Origin of the sequence: Vibrio qingdaonensis, assembly GCF_026191675.1 — a bacterium.
In the GTDB taxonomy this organism is placed as follows: Bacteria; Pseudomonadota; Gammaproteobacteria; order Enterobacterales; family Vibrionaceae; genus Vibrio; species Vibrio qingdaonensis.
This window is the reverse complement of record NZ_JAKRRY010000058.1, coordinates 1-16805: the sequence shown is the minus strand read 5'-3', so window position 1 is coordinate 16805 and position 16805 is coordinate 1. Positions and strand designations below refer to the sequence as shown.

Sequence of the window (16805 nt, the reverse complement as noted above, 5' to 3'; positions counted from 1 at the left end):
TTTTGTTGAGGCGCAGCAAAGCCGCCACGTCAGCGAAATGCCGGTGATTTGGATTCCGTGCGAATGGGTTAGCGACGGTGTTGATGCGAATGAGAGGGGGGCAGGGCTTGTTACAGGGGAGGGTTAAATTGTTTTTGCTCTCAGTGAGCATTGATGTTGTATTTCGTGTGGTTAATCGTACATCTCGCCCTGTTCTATTTGTGTTATGGACGCCTCTTCGGTTTCTCGCTGAAGTGCATTTTGTGTGTCTTCTGCGAGCTGTTGGTTTTGGGTTGCGTTATTGGTCGGGTTTTTCTTTTTCGAGGCTTTGGCAAGGGTTTGTTTCTGACGGGCTCTGGTTTTCTGCTGCTCTTCTTCGTTTTCGTACGTACTTTGCTGAATGGCAAGTAATCGGTTTCTTTGGGTTTCATCGAGTTCATGCAAAGCAATTAATTCATGAAAAATTAAGGCTTGATCGAGACTCTCCATTGCTTTCCCTCCGAGTATGCTGCGTTTGATGAAGGAGGGTTGGAGATTGCTCATGCGATCGTATTTCAGTTGCAGTTTCGTGATGAGCATGGAGTTAGGCGTGCGCAAGTAACACTCTAAATCATCCAAACCTTGGATTTCCGCTGGAGAAACCACCGGGCGCGTTTTGTTTTGATGGCCGAGTGAGACACCGTCACGCAGTGCGTTCGCACCGTAAGAGATATTTTCTCGTGAGATATCGATTTCTTGATCACCAAGGTCCTCCGAGGAAATGGCGGCCATCGCTTTTGAAGGGGCGCGGAAGAAAAAGCGCGTGTTGAGCAAATCAAAAATGACTCTGGCCGCGTTGCGCCCATAAGTGGTTTCTAATTGAGCGTAAGATTGCAACCCCAGTAAATAACACCCCCCAAATTTACGCACTTCAGAAATAATGTGCGTGAGTTCAGGCAGTTTATGTAACGTAGGCATTTCATCGATGATCACCCAAATTCGGCGGTCGTCATCGGGCTCCATTCCTAGAATGGCGTTGGAGGCAATCGCAAGCCACATCGAGATCAGTGGTCTGAGGGCGGTGTGTTGTCTTGCATTACTGGATAGGAACAGAAACCCTTGTTGTGATTCGTCTTGTACCCAATCAGTGATCGAAAATGGCGCCCGTTTACGGTGGCCTTGGGCGTCTTTTTCATCCAAACCATGTAAGTAACGTAAGGACTTAATGTAAGTCGCTAGGACTGATTTGATGGAAATAGCCGTCTTCTCGATACTTTTCGAGACCAGTGAGCTGGCTTCGGTGTCTTTTAGGTGTTCACCTAACGTTGAAAGCTCAGACGTTAAGATAATGTGCAGCAAATTTTCAATGGTACATTCGTGTTTGTCATCGATCATCATTTGATAGGAGGTGGCCGAGAAAATGGTTCGTGCGGAGTCTACCCAAAACGGGTCGCCTTCGCCGTGTTGCGGAATAAGCGCGGCCGCGAGGGATTCAAAGTCCGGAGCCTCTTTAGCATCACTCCAAATATCCCACGCTGCGCAACGTTCATCGAAGGGATTTAAAATCACGTCTTTGTGCGGTTCATAGAACTTACTGACAAAATCGCAGCCTTTATCGTAAATAATGGCTTTGTCTCCGCGTGCTCGTATCCAACGTAAGAGTTTGCGAATCGCAACGGACTTACCTGCCCCCGTAGTGCCGTCAATCATCAGGTGTTTGACTTCAAATCCATCAACAAAAAGCTTGTGACCATCGAGCGCAAAAGGGGAGAGTTTTTTCTTCTTTTTTAGCTCTGCGGTGACGGCTTTAGGCTCAGCCAATTGAAAGCCTCGAATGTGATTATCTTCGCTCTGCTTCTGCCCTTTTCTCTTAAACCAGTGGTTAATCATCACAAACAGCACGGTGGAAGCGGCCACATAGACCAGTAGGCCAACAAACAGGGCTTGTAGCAATTCTTGGTAGCACTGTGCCAAGATGGGGTTTTGCAGTTGTTGGCCAAGGGTGCTGCTGTAGCGTTGCTCTTCCCATTCGACCACCACGTTGCGCTCTAAGCTAAAACCTAACTTGTTGAAAAGCTGAAATAGACTGTAGTAGTAGGCACCCGTGAATGTGTTGGCCGAGGTGATGAAGTAGGTGGTGAGAAGTCCTAGTAAGGCTCCGATGATATTGAGGTACTTGATTGTGGTTACGTTCACTTGCCACCACATTCTAATGTTATGGAAAGTGATTTGACCACCACGAGTCGTAGACATAGAAAAACTCCTTGTGAAGGAAAACAAAAAAAGCGCCCACACTGAGTGAGGCGCTTTTGGTTGGTAGAATGAAATCAGGAATAAGGTGACAGGTTACAAACGAGGTGTATTACGAGTGCCAAGGTTAAGGTACGACAGAATCGCTTGGTGATCACAATTAAGATTGACCAGTTTCAAAACGTTTTTGGACATAAGTGAGCCACAGCTTTCACTTCTATTAGCATTAAACGGATTATCTGAAGTATTGCAAACCCTCGCATTGATTGTCAGAGTGGAAATATAATTGACGTTTTACTTCTCTGGTTATGTTGAGTCTTGTAACGGTTTCCATTCTGCAGTTTACAGGTGAGAAAAACCAGCATATAAGGGTGTTTGGGTTCACATCAACTTGCGCAGTTGAAAAGAAGATCTTGCGTATCTCTTTTCAGCCTATTGTGCTAAATAGTGATTTTAGGGTGTGATGGAAGTAGTAGATATTTAGTTCAACGTTGTTATCAGTAAATGGTGACTGGAATTCAAGAAATTGGTTTTCTAGTTAATGAACCTAACGGAAGGCTTTAGTAGTACCATTGCCCTAATCAGAACGTTGGGAAATGGTACTTTTAGTCGCTTAGATCAATCAGATACCACAGCTGTTACAGGTAACCCTTTAATAGCGCGCATCGCGTTCATCGCTGCGTTTTTGCGCTGCTCTAGTTGGGACTCAATAGAATGATAGGCAGCGTGTGGATTAATTAGTAATCTACCAGCTAACCATGCTTCATTGTTTTTCCATGCGTCAATTAACTTGCCACTTTTGGGAGGCTCTTGTGGAAGTACATCTAAGGCGACAGAGCTTAGATCTTGAAATTTTAATGCAGAGTAAAAAATATCTATATCAGATACTAACCCTCCTCTTGCTGTATTGACCAGGGAAGCGCCACTTTTCATTCTATTTATAAATTGTGAGTCAACTATTCCTTGTGTAGATTCATCTAGTGGACAATGAAGACTCACAATATCACTTGTCTCTAAAAGCTCTTCAAGAGACGAACATTTAGATGTACCAAAGACTTTTTCTGTGCCTTCTGAAATGTACGGGTCATAAAATTGGGTTTGATAGCCTAGAGCCTTGCATTTGCTCAACGTGAGACTACCTATTCGCCCCATCCCAATGACACCGACAGTTTGTGAGGATGTTCGTTTTATTTCAGGGATAACATTTTCTTGCCATCCTGAAGAATAATGCGGTGCAACAGCGTTGTATCTGGTCAGCATGCGAGTAGTGTTTAAGATCATTGCTACGGCGGTATCCGCGACTTCTTCAGTACAGTAATCAGGATTATTACACACTGTAATACCTCTTGACCGACAGGCACTCAAGTCGATTTTATCAAAACCTACACCGTAACGGATGATGACTTTAAGATTTGGAAAATCATTAAGGAAACTTTCATCAACTATCTGATGCCATACCAACAATACTTCCACATCTTTTTCAATAGATGATGCAAGGTGGTCACCTAAAATCTCTTTTTCAATCGTAGGATCTGTGATCCTGTCTGTAATGAATACCTTAGTCATTTATCAGTTCCTTTGTTTGCTTATTTTTGTATTGCCAAGTTTTGTATGCCCACACGCTGAATACCGCCATTAAGGCTAGAAACATTCGAATTGCGAATATCACCGTCACATCTGAACCAAACATTAAAAATATTAATGTTTCCTCAATTAGACCGTGAGCGAGCATCAAGAATGTAAGTAAGTAAACTTTGTGCTCACTCTTCACTGAGTTAAAGTCTTTCAATAGAATACCCGCTCCGTAAGTCACTCCAAGTAGTCCGCCCACAATGAGACTAGACATATATGTGTGCTTTTGAAGATATGCGTTGTAGGTTTTCGACCTTTTTATTAGTTCGAATATGCATATCAAAGCTGAAACAAGCACACATATTTTTATGCACAGAATCGCCGAATTAGTGACCGCATTTTTAATTAGATCAGTAAACCCATCGTATTGAACAGTCTTCAGCTCTTGATTGAAAATACCACCAGCAAGCGTTTCAGGTGTGATTAATGAAGCAAACCAAGCTCCTACTATCCCCAAAACTAAACGTGATATCCAATGCACATTTATGGGAAAACCTACCTTTTTTAGAACCGCAGACTCCATCGGTATTGAATGGCATATGGCTATAAATGTGCCTACGATAGTCCATTCGTAAGGAGTGAGTGAGAGCCCCGCAGCAACAGCTATTCCTGCATATATATTCAAAAAGAAGCTGGCGGCAAAGGCGATTGCAACTTCATGCCTAAGATTTAGCAACTGCGTTATTGGCTCGAATATGAAGCTCGTATACTCGATGACTCCATAGAACTGTAAAATTTCACTTAGTATTGAAAATGGTATGACAAGTTTTGCAATCACTAGAGACACCATTAGCGATTGTTGTAAAGCATTTTTCATAGTCACCCCTATTACACAAAGTTATAGTCAATTATCAGCATATCTCTAAGACCTCGTTCGAGTAGTGAATCACAGGAGATTGGAGACACATCATGTTTTACTCGGTTGTCATCGACGATGATGGTATCGAATGAATTGTTTAGTAGCTTGTGTATCAAAGGACTTTTCTCTTCAGGGGTATAAATACCTGAAATACCACCGTTAATGTTTTTTCGTTGTATCAGGTGTTGGGAAACGAAATGGTGCCCATCCCTATGAATCCCTTCAGGTGTAGGTAGACCTAGTTGATTGCCATCAGCAATAACCCTAAACAGGTGTGTGTTGATTACTAATTTTTTTCCTTCAAATTTGTTTATAGGGATAAAGTCTAAACAGTAGTTAATAAGGCTTTTTAAAAAGTCGCTCGAAGAAAAGTCATCACAAACATCCTCAAATGTTCTGTTATTGCCACCATTTAACGGGTTTATGTCTTTTGATTGGTAGAAATAATTTAGAGAGCTTTTTTTGAGAGCTTTGGTCTTTAAGCAATACTCAAAGCTGCCAAACCTCCTCTGTCTGTATGTATGTACCACCATCTCCCATGTAAGTATCCAATGGTAAGTCGTCCCAATATTTTGATACCTGGGTGTCTTTCACTTCGGTGGGGACATGATTACTTTCTATGATCATGTATCCATTTGATACTAAATCGTTTGTTCTTATCTCTTGTTGCATGAATATTTGCCTAGCCTTGGGTTGAGTTTTAAATGATTGTTTCTTTTTTAATTATTATGTTTTCGTCTTTGAGCAGCGTTACAATAAGGTGATCACCTTTGTGTAGGAGACCGACACCTGATGGTGTACCTGTCATAAAAATGTCGCCAGCATCAACGCCGAATTCTTGGTGAGAGTCTTCAATTATTTGTGAAACAGGGAATAACATTTGGTTAATGTGCCCTGCTTGTCTGACTTCATTATTAATGGTTAAAGTAAATTGAATATTGAGGTGGTCAAAGTCACTAACAGAGCTTTTGCAATCGACAAAGTTTGTGAGTGGGCAGGCTCCTCTAAATGATTTAGAACGCTCCCAGGGATGCCCTTTTGACTTAAGGTGGCTTTGCAATTTCCGTCTAGTTAAATCAAGTCCTAAGCCTATACCTGATATCGCGTTATCACTATTTATCTCATCAATTTGGATTACTAGCTCAAGTTCATAGCTGATTTCTTCATAGCGAGAAAGAGTACTACCGATATCTTCAAATCTGGATATACATGATGTGGGCTTAATAAATAAGATTGGGTTTTCTGGTATTGGATTATTAAGCTCTTTAGCATGCTCTCGATAGTTTCTTCCAACACAAATTATTTTACTCATTATTCCCTCTGACTCATAAATTCAGGTTAATTAATATGTCGCAAGCGTGCTGCTTTTTAATTAGCTCACCTCTAACTCATTGACTTGTTTATTATCTATGAGTAGTTTGGCTAGAACAATACGAATAATTGCAAAGGATTTTTGCACTGTGGACACAAATCGCCTTTTACCATTATTGTCTGAAATGGCAATTTTTGTGAATGTTGTAGAGTTAGGTAGTTTTTCTAAGACCGCTGTTAAACTTGGAGTTTCCCCCTCATCTATCAGCAGATCTATAGCTCGACTCGAGGACGCCCTTGAAATTAAATTGTTGAATCGTTCAACACGACAAATGAAGTTGAGCACGGACGGCGACGAAGTGTTTCGTATGTGCTCCAAAATGCTAGACAATGCTAAAGAGGCTGTGTCAGCAGCGCAGGCGCGTTCATCAGAGTATAGTGGCAGCTTAAAAGTAGCTGCTCCCAAAGCATTATCAAAGCAAGTTCTGACACCAATTATTCTGGTGTTTATGAAAAAGTATCCAAATATTCAATTGCAACTTATCATTGCTGAAGAATACATTGATCCTATACATGAAGAAATTGATGTTGTAATTCATATCACCAGCTCTCCAGTTGAAGGTTTGGTGGCGACGACACTAGGGAGCAGGAACAATGTTCTATGCGCTAGTCCTGATTATATAGAAAGGTATGGCTCGCCTCAGTCACCGACAGATATACAGAATCATAATTGCATATGCTTAACTGAAAAACTATCCGATCGCATATGGCACTTTTCTAAAGGTTCTTGTTCAGAGTCCATTCAGGTTGATGGTAGCTTTGCGGTAAACCACAGTGAAATTAGGCGTGAGGCAGTTTTAGAAGGGATGGGGATTTCCATTTTTCCTGATTTTTCGGTGCAAGAGTATATTGATACTGGTGCAATTGTTCCAATCTTAGGTGAATGGCACGTTGGGGCCAGTAAGCAACAATTTGTGGTAGCTCAATATCTTCAGTCTAAGTTTGTTCCCAAGCAGCTGAAGGTGTTTGTTAGTTTCTTGAAAGAAAGAATGGAATCTTTTCAATAGAGGTAAAGGAAGATACAAAGACTTGCACAATTATTCTGCTGTCTTAACATTGGATAAGACAAAGTAGGTCAAACCACCTCATTGTGATTTATGAGGTTAAACATCGCTGGCAAGGAAAGGGGCAGATCTGAGCTAGCACTTTTTAGAAAAGTGCCATAAGTAAAACTTTAGGTCTATGAAGTCTCTGCCATTCGGTGAGCTTACTCGCCTTGAGAAAAGCATCAAGGCCGCCAACCTTTAGAGCAGATTGCACAATTTACTTATATAGCAACTCGGGCTTGTTAAACATCTGGGATTTAACGTTGGCTACGCAACGCTAAATCCTTATTCGTTAACTGTATTATTTTTTGTCTCTAGGCGGGACACTTCCTAATACTGAACGTGTATCTGGCTTACTTGGTGGCGGCGGTGGTGGTGGGTTTTTCTTGTTCGACATTGTTCAAGTCCTCTTTAGCGTTTTGGTGGTTTACCATTTTCAATAATTTTTCTTGGTTTTGGAGCTGTTGGTGCATTTGGCGGAGGTGGTGTAACACCTGATTTTGAGTTTGTAGCCATTCTCTCTGATCCTCCTGGAAATTTTGGTTATTTGAGGCTGCCTGCTCTATGTTATGACTCAGTTTATCAACTTCTTCAACAAGCGAGCGATTATATATCAGGGTTTCTTTACGTGGTGATGATGTATCAAGGTCAAAGCTTACAAATAGCGCGCTCGCTATTAAAAAAGGAATAGCTGAAACTAAAAGCCACCTAATAGAGTTGTGGGTGTGTGCGAACCTAGAATCATTCACTTTGGTATTGTGAGAAGAACAATCTCTCAATTGTTCATAGATGAATTGTGAAACCATGTCATCTACATCGACTATCGGCTGCTTATTATCGGGATATTGTTCATTATATTCGAAAATCGAAGACGCGTACTTTTGCACCTCTAGGCGATAATTATCCGTTTCTAATGGACTCGACATTCCTTTGTATTCACTTCCCCAAAAAGCAATAACCAAATGTCGAACACCGATTAGAGAAATAAAACCACTTACAATTGTTAACGCTGCGAATGTTGTTGCCACCTCCTTATATGAGGTGAAATCAAGCATTCTTAACATGTAACTGGCGATTGAATACCCAGTAAAAAATAGAGCAAAAGTTATTTGAATACGGGTAAATATTTTTTCGCGTGTTTCCATTTCATGAAAGTAAATTTTTTCATAAAACGAAAACAGTTTTTCTCTATCCACGAAACCTCCTATACAGTCAGCGCTTTATCGACGGACTTTTTCTGTAATTATATGCAACCAATCATAACGCTAATGATACTCACGCTCAATCTAATGCCCGTATTGCCTTGCGCCTAGGATGTGAACTTCAGAACTTGCCGAAGTAAGTTCTCAATTGATTCCAGCGATATTGAGCAATATGATTTTCAACAAATTCATGCCTCAAGTACGCATGGTCTAATCCTGATGAATTGGATTAGATTTGATAGGGGAAATACACGCCGTTAAAATATATAGAGTATTAACTCTGAACGATCTTGGGGCAGATCTGAGCTAGCTGGCACTTTGAGAGAAAAGTGCCACGGGTAAAACTTTAGGCCAATGAAGCCTCTGGACAAAACTTTGCCAGTGACATTACTAGAATAGGATGCTTCTGCGCGGCTCACTTGGCTTTGCGAAAATCGCTACTTCATGACATTAGCTGATTAGTCATGTACAATTAATGCAACCAACAAGAGGAACATTGATATGGCCAATGTCTCAAATTCGAAGCGCCAAAAAGCTACATTTACCCCTAGCTTAAAGAACTTCAAAACCAGTTTGGGTTATGAAGGCATGACGATAAATAAGAAATCGAACGTTCAAACCATTGAAGATTTAAAACGCAAGTATGCGAGATAAATATGGTGCTGATCAGGACAAATACTGTTACTCAAATTCTGATGTTTTAATTAACAGATTGAATATACTTGACTCGGATGAACTTGAAAAAGCCGAAGTTGAGTTTACGAGTTATAGGTACCTTTCATACAAAAGTAATGTTTCTGAAATCAAGCATTTAGACTTTAATCACCTCAAATGTCTACATCACCATCTATTCCAAGATATTTTTGAATGGGCAGGTCAAGTTCGAGAAGTGGATATATCTAAAGGCTACACTCGATTCTGTACCGTTTCTAGGATTGAAGCTGAAGCTTCAAAATTATTTGATATTATCCCTTCGTTAGACAATTTGGCTTTGCCTGATCTTATCGAAGAATTAGCCAGTCTATTTTGCGAATTAAATTTGTTACATCCTTTTAGGGAAGGTAATGGCCGAACTTTACGTTTTTTCTTTGAAGAACTCGTATTTATCCTTGGCTACACCATCGAGTGGCCTAAAATTACTCAACAAGAATGGATTGATGCAAATATTGCAGGGGTATCACTCGATTTAGAACCGTTAATTACAATATTTCGTTTAGCTCTATCTAATGAAAAACAAGACTGAATTTTTGTGCGATTGCATTAGTTTTAATCGCCTAAACTCAGCTGAGGAGTGTTGAACCGCTTTTTTTCTGTGAAAAATAACGGGGCGAAAGTGTTTTAACTTATCTTCGCCGTCTAACTTGATGTAGCCAAAACCAGATCAAACTAAATTGGAAATGAACAGACTTTAATGCCCTCGGACATTTACAGTGGGAGTCGCTGATTTATAGAAGCCGGGTATCGAAAGACTTTCGTGTTTTTTGGCCGTTTTGATGAGTTTTGGATAACTTGGATGTTTTGTGTTGAGCACATATTTTTGTTCACGAGGAACAACCGTAGATATTAACCATTAAGACAGATGTTACACTTTCAAGGATGCATAACAATAGAGATTGAGAACATGAGTCGCGACGACATGCTGACTCAGAACTGGACAGGCTCATTTAAAAGAGGCAATTGCTCCAATATCTTGCCAAACTTAGCCTTGTCTTCCAGATATACCGCAATAAATCAGTTGTTGGTCATGCCAAATAGCATAGATGCCAGCAGCAACTTTCGGGCCATCAAAGATTACTTTCTACAACAAACGTGTTTTGCGAATAGATTAAAACTCAGCAGTCGCAAGTATAACGACACTTTGGATACGTAGAGCAACCATAAAAAGACATACCAGATTTAGCTCCTCGCTTAGCAACACGCATTACAAGCTTAGATTGGCAACTAGGGCAAATCATAGATTCTACGCCTGCCCTGTGTTTGGGGCGATATTGATGGTTTATTTTGAAAGCTGCGCCCATCTTCAATCATATGTACTAGTTCGCTGCCGTTGACTAGCCACAGGCGCTTATCTAGGGAAAAAGCGACAGCCTCAGAAGTAAAGTCTCCTAAAGTTACGATAATCATCTTACTGGCATTGTTCGCGATCATGACACCGTACATTTCCCTTAGAATTTGCACACCCACTTTGCGAGTTTTCCAATGCTTACATTGTACAAGGCTTAACTCACTATCTTTTGTAAGCCAAAGATCAACACCGCCATCAGATTTTTGAGCGAAAGACTGTTTGACCGCATACCCTTGAGACTTAAAGTATTCTCCGATGTAACTTTCAAATTCGATCCAAGTCAGGTGATTTAGTGGGGAAGTATTCCTCTGAATTTTAATCTGAGTGTTCGTCTTGAGATAGCTTCTTTTCCTCTGATATTGCTTGAAAAACGCTATCGGTGCGGGATAAGAAATAAGAACGTAAAATATGGAGCCATCAAGGGCAAGTTTGGAGCAATAGCTTCAAAGATGAAATTATTGCTATCCACGGCCAAGCTAGGCAATAGATATGAAAACCCAAAATAAATACAAGCAGAGAGCACTATGCTTAACCACCATGGAGCGTCCATTAAGTGCCATATGATTCCATCGTTTTTTCGTGCCATTTGAAGATTACCCGATAAGCATTTAGATGCATTAAAACACAAGCGGTAGATAATGGGTATAGTTTGTAAGGTGATACTTATCAGTATGATAGCTATTGATGAGCTAGGGCTGGGAAGGCAACGCTTGAATTCGGATTCCTTGTTTGGAATCCGAACACTTCTAACTCATAGTTGTCGAGTAGACGACATACTCAAGTCAAGATGACTGTGCTCATCAAGTGACTACAAACCAAAACCTGCATGACATCAAATTTGGGAGTCAGCAGATTTTAAAGCACTTTCATGATAAATTTGTCAACATGATAAAATCGATTAACAACCTTCAATTTATATGAATGACCAACTAACCCCAATCAACAAAGACCATTTGAAAAAACTTATCCGAGCAGAACTGGAGCTAACATGGTTTGATAATAAATCATCTAGCCCTGATATGTCTTGGGTTACTCCTACGGTGCTAGAAACATTGTTTACTGAGTTGATAACTCATACGCGTGGGAATCAATCAAAGGCTGCTAGGATGTTAGGGCTCAACAGGGGGAGTTTCAGCAAAAAATTAAACCAGATCACAAGTAATAAACTTGGATTGGTTGAAAGCCTATAGGTATATATCAAGCCTATTAGGACACAGCAGAGGGCGTAGCCATCATTACCTTGAAAAACGCCGCCAGTCAGTAGCTTCGTCTAATTTACCCCCGTGATACACCACGGGGGTTAAAAGCGAACAGCATGATAAGAGTGGATAACTTTTGGTAGGGTAAACCAACAGCTTAAAATTGCTTTTGCACTGGGCAAGGGTATTGCTCTTTTAACGCGGCGGTTAGATAGCTGGCGATACTGCCACCAATGCCTGCTTTGCCGTATTTTTTTAAACGAGGATCGTGTTCAAGTCTGTTGTCGATAATTGTCATCAGATCTTTGGTTTTCCATTCCCATAATGTTTCGCGATTGGCTGCATCTTTCATTGGCAAGCAATAATCAATGCGTTGGCCGCGAGCATCTAAACGGGTGGTATAAAAGTTCACGGCGTTAGCAGCGACACGAGTACCAATCAATAAATCTCGATACTCAGGACTCCCCGGATTTTGATAATGTTCAACATAGTAACTCATATCTGCAGGGCTCTTGCCACTGCTGAGTCGGTCGATTTCTGGAATTTGACTATTGGCTAAGCCCAAAAAAGAGAAACATGTGCATAAGCCTAATACGAGCCATTTCATCATTAATCCCTCCATTTAACACCATTTGTGTATGTTACTAGTTTGTATTGATTTTTCACTTGGTGCGCTCAATAATTAATCATTATTTATAATTTAAGAACGGGTTTTATCCTACTCCTTCTTTGTTGGCTGCAAGGTTGATGGTGGCTCAACACGCTTGCTGGTGCCCTCAAATTGTTCACGTGTTTCATTCACGATTTGTGAGTGGTTGTCGGGGTTGTAATAACGCTCTGTGCCGCCGCGTTTCTGATGCTGCTCCAGCACCGTTTGACCGGTATTACCTAGAGCCTGGCCTTTAAATTGTTCCCCCACCATCGTTTGCCACTCGGCTTGGGTCGGCTCAGGGTTAAAGGCTTGTTCGTGCTCTTCTTGAGTGGGTACGCTGGCGAGCACAAAATCTTTAAACGTGTCGGTTGTTTTAAATTTTTCCCATTCATCAGCGCGGGCTTGGCGTGATTTATCATTACTACCGGTAAGAATCTGCTCTGCTCGTCCTACTTCAGATTTATATTTCTCCTCCACAAAACCTTGGAATGGTATTTCCAGTTTCTCAGTCAGGCTGGCCAGATGACGTTGCTCTTGGCTGTTGACTTGACTGAGCGTATCGACCTCTTGTTGAGATTGTGTCGTGGACGTTATCAAGCCTTGTGTCTCACTAAAGTTCGCCGTAAAGCCAGTGGCGTAAGTGCCCATTTCTGTCTTACGTTCGTCGGCTGTGAGGCGGTTGCTCGCCTCGATGGTTTGGTTGGCACCAGAGCGGTAGGATTCGATGGCGGCTTGCATTTGGGTTTGTTGTTCGTTGCTCATGCTGCTGAGTGTTTCGCGGTCTTCCTTGGTCCATTTTTGTCCCGTGGACGCGTTCACACTCCCATTAAACCCTACGGCGTCACCGAGAGCGCCACTTGACAGTCCAGCGTTCACGTCATAACCGCCGTACGCTGAGTGTAAGAAGGCATTCGCTTTCTCATAGCCCCATCCGGTTGCTGCGATGACTTGTTCTGTCGCTTGACTCACTTGCTCTAAGCCTTTTGAAGCCGCCGCAGTTGCACCGTGCCCATGAGTTAAACCGTAACCTTGGGTTGACGAATAATTCTCTTTCCAATCGGCCATCAGTTGAGTGCCACTTTGTGTGCTTTGTGACAAGGCCGCTTGTTGTGTCGAGAGGTTGGATTGAGCTTGAGTGTGCAAGTCTTGCACCGCTTCGCTGTATTGACTAGAGCTGGCGACGTTCCACTGGAAATTCGACGCGGTAGGGCTAGTGTCATACACGGTTGTATCACCGTATTGCGTTGAAAGCATACCGTCTTCGCTTTGCGTGGTACTGCCGTGTTGTTTCAGCAATGTCGACGTATCAAACTTATTGCCATTGACGTTGTTAAACGTGTGGGTCTGCAGTTGCGTATTACCGTGGCTGATGTCACCGCTTGAGGCCGCGGCTGACGTGCGGGCATTGGTTTGGTTTATCATTCCCGCTAGTTGGTAGTTTAAACTGCTCATCATGGCCGCGGCTCCTTTGGTTAACGCCAAAGCAATCGCGGGGGTGGACATCATCAAGTAACCGGTAATGGCGGCGTAACGCGTGTTGACGTAATCAATGCCGCTCATGTTCGAGAGGGTGATGCCGCGTAACCCTTGTGTCGCGCCCTGGGTCGCCCCTTCTAAGAACCACATCATGATTGCGTTGAGGATGGTGAATATCATCGGCCAAGTGGCCAGATAGAAAAAACTGCCAACGTAGTTTTTAAGGACAGGCAGCGCCATATGTGGCAGCAAGGCAATGATGGCAATGATTGCCCCAAAGCAGACAAACAAAATGACCCCGATTGAGTGCATCATTGGAATGAACTCTTTGGCTTGCAGCCCAATGTTGGCCCACATGGTGGTGGTTTGCATTTGGTTGGCGGTGTAGGCGTAGTTGGCCGCGATACCTCGGTGCGTGTTTTCGATGTTCCATCGCGTCATGTTGATGACCATGTTCTGTTTTAAAATATCGACCGCGCTATTACTGACCCCAATTAAATCTTGGTGACTGTTCTCGATGGCGTTTCTTAAGAACGTTGATTGGATGTTGCTCTCTCGTCCCAAGATATACGCGCCCAGTTTATTCATGGTTTGATTGGCCTCTTCATCAAATTGTTGAGTGAGTTCAGGAAACGCGTCGCGGCAGGTTCTGTATTGACCCTGGGGGTTATAGAGTCCACGAATGGGGGACATCGATTTTGTGGCGAGAAAACCGAGTAAATCCGGTGCTTGCAGGATGTTTTGCATGGTGTATTTTTTGTTAATTCGAATGTCTCCGACGATGCAGTTGTGATAAAAGTCTTTCCAATAGCGTTGCAGGTCAATGGTTTCGGCGTTGGCGCTACGAAGCAACGTGTATAAATTCGAACCAAACATCATGCCTGAGGAGCTGTAGCTTTCATCCTCTGTACTGCTAAAGACGATTTCAATGCCTTCGGTTAAGCCGTGCATGAACGTTGTGGCCGCCCAACCGGGTATCGCGACGATGTAAGGCACGTTATTCACGTAATAAATGCGCATGGGATTTTGCGCGTCATTGATATGGACGGTGGCTTTCATGCTGACAAGAAAAGTGGGGATAGCCAAGTAAATGAACATAAAACGCATCACATGTTTCGCGTCTCGAGACACAAAAAACAGAGTGGCACTGATGATAAAAGCCAGTTGTAAGGCGATTTCGATTAACGAGCCAAAGGTGTTGGTGGTAAAAAAAGTGGCGACAGCGTTCAAGGCTCGTTGTAATTGAGGGCCTGCGCCATAGAGATAAAAGTCTAAGGTCATGGGGGATCTCCTTTAATGGCCAAAGGTGAGGTTCGATAAGGTAGCGTCACTTGCCGATTGGCTAAGGAGCTTTCGTTTGCGTTTTAGGCGCTCAGTGAGGGCTAAGTACGCGTTCAATTTCGTTTTGTGACGGTCTCGAAGGGTTTGTAAGTAATCTCTTGCACGGTTGATGCCTTCGAGAGTGCGATTGACGTCGGTTGGGTTCACCGAAGCGAGGTTGGTCATGGATTGATTGACGATCATCAGCATGTTATTGAGATAGGCATGCAAGAGATCGGCGGCAATATTTTGAGCGTATAAATGGCTTTCTGGTTGCAGGTTCAGGTGCGCATCATCAATGAGCATCGCCAAGATAGGAATGTCACTGAGTTCAACAAAGCTTTTCTCTGAGTCGGTGATAGGTTGGTCAGATTGTAAGTGGGCGTAGAGCGTATCGACGGTGTGGCGTACTTTGGCGTTAAAGGCTTGGCTTTCACTTAAGCGGATGGCGCTTAGGCTCATCGAAAGGCAGGTCTCGGTGTTTTCGCATCGATACACCTCCAAATCCCCTCCGGTCAAAAGGGCGTTAATGGCGGTGTCGTTACCCACTAACATCGCCGGAATGTAGCTTGGCGTCCCCTGCGCGTCGTAAATGACGGTGCCAGTGAGGCTTACGATAAACTCGGCGACCTCTTGATTGTCTTGAAGGTAAGCGCTTTTCATGAGCGCATCCCACACCACATTTAAGTTCACTTTCACTGCGTGCGCGGTGGCGTCATCGGTGTTGCCGGCCAGCATGCTCTGATTGGTACTGACGTGTCGACATTCGTGTTGCGCTTCTAACCAGTCAGAAAAGGCATTACTTTGCGTGCCTAGTGTGGCGCAGGCATGGCGCTTGGCTTCCCCATCGGTAAAGGCCGCTAAACCTGAGACCGCCGATTGTGCTACTTGGCAAGAGTTCATCGAGGTGGTGAGGAATTGGTCAGCAATCGCCTGCAGTTTGTCCCGATTCTCTTTGATGCTCGGCGCCCAAGTTTGCAGCGCTAAATCCACCGCGAAGGGCACGGCGTTGGCAATGACGGCTTTACCAAAAGACACCAGTTGATCCGAATTAATGTGAGAAAAACCGCCCATAAAGGCATCAATGCCCCCGCATCCTGCGCTGACAGAAGGCAAGGTGATGGCGGCCAATTGAATGTTTTTGATGTTGGTGCGAGCAAACAAGCTGCCCGCATTATAGTAAGTGGCGGATTGGCCTTGATAGGCACTTGGGTTCGTGATGTTGCGGTTAAAACTGCTGTCATCCCAAAAGCTGTCCATGGCATCGCCCAGGCCGCCGGCATGAAGTGAACATGAAAGACTCATTAAGAGAGCCAGGAGGGTCGGTCTTGTCATTGTAAACTCTCCATTATGGTCACATCGGCGCGCAAGGCTTGGTAGCTCTTAAGCAGCGCGGGGTACGGAACATTGCCTTCACTCAAACGCACATACTTACCATTGCTGACGTTGATTAAGAACGTGGCGGGCGTAATGGCGTTTTTGAGCTCACCAAAAAACGCGGAGGTGATGTCAGAGGTGGTCGGGATAGGGGTGGTGAAACCGGGTATAGGCTGTCCGTCAAAGGAGAAATCGTACACAGGCAATTGGGTGGTTTGCTCGAGTCGCTTCATGGTCGGCGCAAAGTGGTGACACTCAGGGCATTGACTGAAATGGAAGAAGACCAAGGCGTATTGACCTGTCATCACAGGGTGAGTTTGCGTTTGAGCGAATGAGGTTGAGGCGAGCATCATCAGCGCACTCAGCAATAACGTGCGGATAAAAGCGTTCATAAGGGG

14 protein-coding genes and 1 pseudogene are annotated in these 16805 nt (G+C 43.3%); 4 read left to right on the top strand and 11 right to left on the bottom strand.

Features of this window, described 5'->3' with window-relative positions:
* Positions 1 to 171 precede the first annotated feature (171 nt).
* The 5 genes from traD to MD535_RS23960 form a co-directional block, all read right to left on the bottom strand.
* Positions 172 to 2211 carry a type IV conjugative transfer system coupling protein TraD gene (gene traD, locus MD535_RS23975; protein ID WP_265677690.1) on the bottom strand — a complete coding sequence of 680 codons (2040 nt, stop codon included), beginning with the start codon at positions 2209 to 2211 and terminating at the stop codon, positions 172 to 174.
* 615 nt (positions 2212 to 2826) lie between these two features.
* Positions 2827 to 3774 carry a C-terminal binding protein gene (locus tag MD535_RS23970; protein ID WP_122055728.1) on the bottom strand — a complete coding sequence of 316 codons (948 nt, stop codon included), beginning with the start codon at positions 3772 to 3774 and terminating at the stop codon, positions 2827 to 2829.
* On the bottom strand, positions 3767 to 4657 hold the full coding sequence (locus MD535_RS23965; protein ID WP_265677689.1) for a hypothetical protein: 891 nt from the start codon (positions 4655 to 4657) through the stop codon (positions 3767 to 3769). Before MD535_RS23965 ends, MD535_RS23970 begins: the two co-directional genes overlap by 8 nt.
* An 11-nt stretch (positions 4658 to 4668) precedes the next feature.
* Positions 4669 to 5232 carry a 2OG-Fe dioxygenase family protein gene (locus tag MD535_RS26365; protein WP_390902974.1) on the bottom strand — a complete coding sequence of 188 codons (564 nt, stop codon included), beginning with the start codon at positions 5230 to 5232 and terminating at the stop codon, positions 4669 to 4671.
* 167 nt (positions 5233 to 5399) lie between these two features.
* Positions 5400 to 6011, bottom strand: coding sequence for a fumarylacetoacetate hydrolase family protein (locus MD535_RS23960; protein WP_122055731.1), 612 nt, complete (start codon positions 6009 to 6011; stop codon positions 5400 to 5402).
* 148 nt (positions 6012 to 6159) lie between these two features.
* Between MD535_RS23960 and MD535_RS23955 the strand changes: the two genes are divergently transcribed.
* Positions 6160 to 7077 (top strand): LysR family transcriptional regulator, encoded by a 918-nt coding sequence (locus tag MD535_RS23955; protein ID WP_122055732.1) that lies wholly within the window; start codon positions 6160 to 6162, stop codon positions 7075 to 7077.
* A gap of 392 nt (positions 7078 to 7469) precedes the next feature.
* On the opposite strand, the gene MD535_RS23950 is transcribed toward MD535_RS23955, so the two are convergent.
* Positions 7470 to 8312, bottom strand: a complete 843-nt coding sequence (locus tag MD535_RS23950) for a hypothetical protein (RefSeq protein WP_102332047.1) — start codon at positions 8310 to 8312, stop codon at positions 7470 to 7472.
* A 507-nt stretch (positions 8313 to 8819) separates the two neighbouring features.
* Between MD535_RS23950 and MD535_RS23945 the strand changes: the two genes are divergently transcribed.
* Positions 8820 to 8972 carry a hypothetical protein gene (locus MD535_RS23945; protein ID WP_165901749.1) on the top strand — a complete coding sequence of 51 codons (153 nt, stop codon included), beginning with the start codon at positions 8820 to 8822 and terminating at the stop codon, positions 8970 to 8972.
* Positions 8962 to 9561 carry a Fic/DOC family protein gene (locus MD535_RS23940; RefSeq protein WP_192854403.1) on the top strand — a complete coding sequence of 200 codons (600 nt, stop codon included), beginning with the start codon at positions 8962 to 8964 and terminating at the stop codon, positions 9559 to 9561. The genes MD535_RS23945 and MD535_RS23940 overlap by 11 nt, the downstream gene beginning before the upstream one ends.
* 589 nt (positions 9562 to 10150) lie before the next feature.
* Here MD535_RS23940 and MD535_RS23935 read toward each other — a convergent pair.
* Positions 10151 to 10969: pseudogene (locus tag MD535_RS23935) on the bottom strand (restriction endonuclease).
* A gap of 331 nt (positions 10970 to 11300) precedes the next feature.
* Between MD535_RS23935 and MD535_RS23930 the strand changes: the two are divergent.
* A complete protein-coding gene (locus MD535_RS23930) occupies positions 11301 to 11573 on the top strand; it encodes a helix-turn-helix domain-containing protein (protein WP_132960209.1) in 273 nt (90 codons plus the stop codon).
* A gap of 166 nt (positions 11574 to 11739) precedes the next feature.
* Here the strand turns inward: MD535_RS23930 and MD535_RS23925 are convergent, their stop codons facing one another.
* The 4 genes from MD535_RS23925 to traF form a co-directional block, all read right to left on the bottom strand.
* Positions 11740 to 12192 carry a hypothetical protein gene (locus tag MD535_RS23925; protein WP_265677688.1) on the bottom strand — a complete coding sequence of 151 codons (453 nt, stop codon included), beginning with the start codon at positions 12190 to 12192 and terminating at the stop codon, positions 11740 to 11742.
* Between the two features lie 108 nt (positions 12193 to 12300).
* Positions 12301 to 14991, bottom strand: coding sequence for a conjugal transfer protein TraG N-terminal domain-containing protein (locus tag MD535_RS23920; protein ID WP_265677687.1), 2691 nt, complete (start codon positions 14989 to 14991; stop codon positions 12301 to 12303).
* A gap of 12 nt (positions 14992 to 15003) precedes the next feature.
* Positions 15004 to 16335 carry a conjugal transfer protein TraH gene (locus MD535_RS23915; protein WP_265677686.1) on the bottom strand — a complete coding sequence of 444 codons (1332 nt, stop codon included), beginning with the start codon at positions 16333 to 16335 and terminating at the stop codon, positions 15004 to 15006.
* Positions 16336 to 16361: 26 nt separating this feature from the next.
* The coding region (gene traF / locus MD535_RS23910; protein WP_313897286.1) for a conjugal transfer protein TraF at positions 16362 to 16805 on the bottom strand (444 nt) is incomplete at its 5' end.

Bases quoted from the DNA above. Each gene is read 5' to 3' on its own strand.
- MD535_RS23970 (WP_122055728.1), bottom strand. From the start codon at position 3,774: ATGACTAAGGTATTCATTACAGACAGGATCACAGATCCTACGATTGAA.
- MD535_RS26365 (WP_390902974.1), bottom strand. From the start codon at position 5,232: ATGGTGGTACATACATACAGACAGAGGAGGTTTGGCAGCTTTGAGTAT.
- traD (WP_265677690.1), bottom strand. From the start codon at position 2,211: ATGTCTACGACTCGTGGTGGTCAAATCACTTTCCATAACATTAGAATG.
- MD535_RS23945 (WP_165901749.1), top strand. From the start codon at position 8,820: ATGGCCAATGTCTCAAATTCGAAGCGCCAAAAAGCTACATTTACCCCT.
- MD535_RS23915 (WP_265677686.1), bottom strand. From the start codon at position 16,335: ATGAGTCTTTCATGTTCACTTCATGCCGGCGGCCTGGGCGATGCCATG.
- MD535_RS23960 (WP_122055731.1), bottom strand. From the start codon at position 6,011: ATGAGTAAAATAATTTGTGTTGGAAGAAACTATCGAGAGCATGCTAAA.
- MD535_RS23940 (WP_192854403.1), top strand. From the start codon at position 8,962: ATGCGAGATAAATATGGTGCTGATCAGGACAAATACTGTTACTCAAAT.
- MD535_RS23930 (WP_132960209.1), top strand. From the start codon at position 11,301: ATGAATGACCAACTAACCCCAATCAACAAAGACCATTTGAAAAAACTT.
- MD535_RS23965 (WP_265677689.1), bottom strand. From the start codon at position 4,657: ATGAAAAATGCTTTACAACAATCGCTAATGGTGTCTCTAGTGATTGCA.
- MD535_RS23920 (WP_265677687.1), bottom strand. From the start codon at position 14,991: ATGACCTTAGACTTTTATCTCTATGGCGCAGGCCCTCAATTACAACGA.
- MD535_RS23925 (WP_265677688.1), bottom strand. From the start codon at position 12,192: ATGATGAAATGGCTCGTATTAGGCTTATGCACATGTTTCTCTTTTTTG.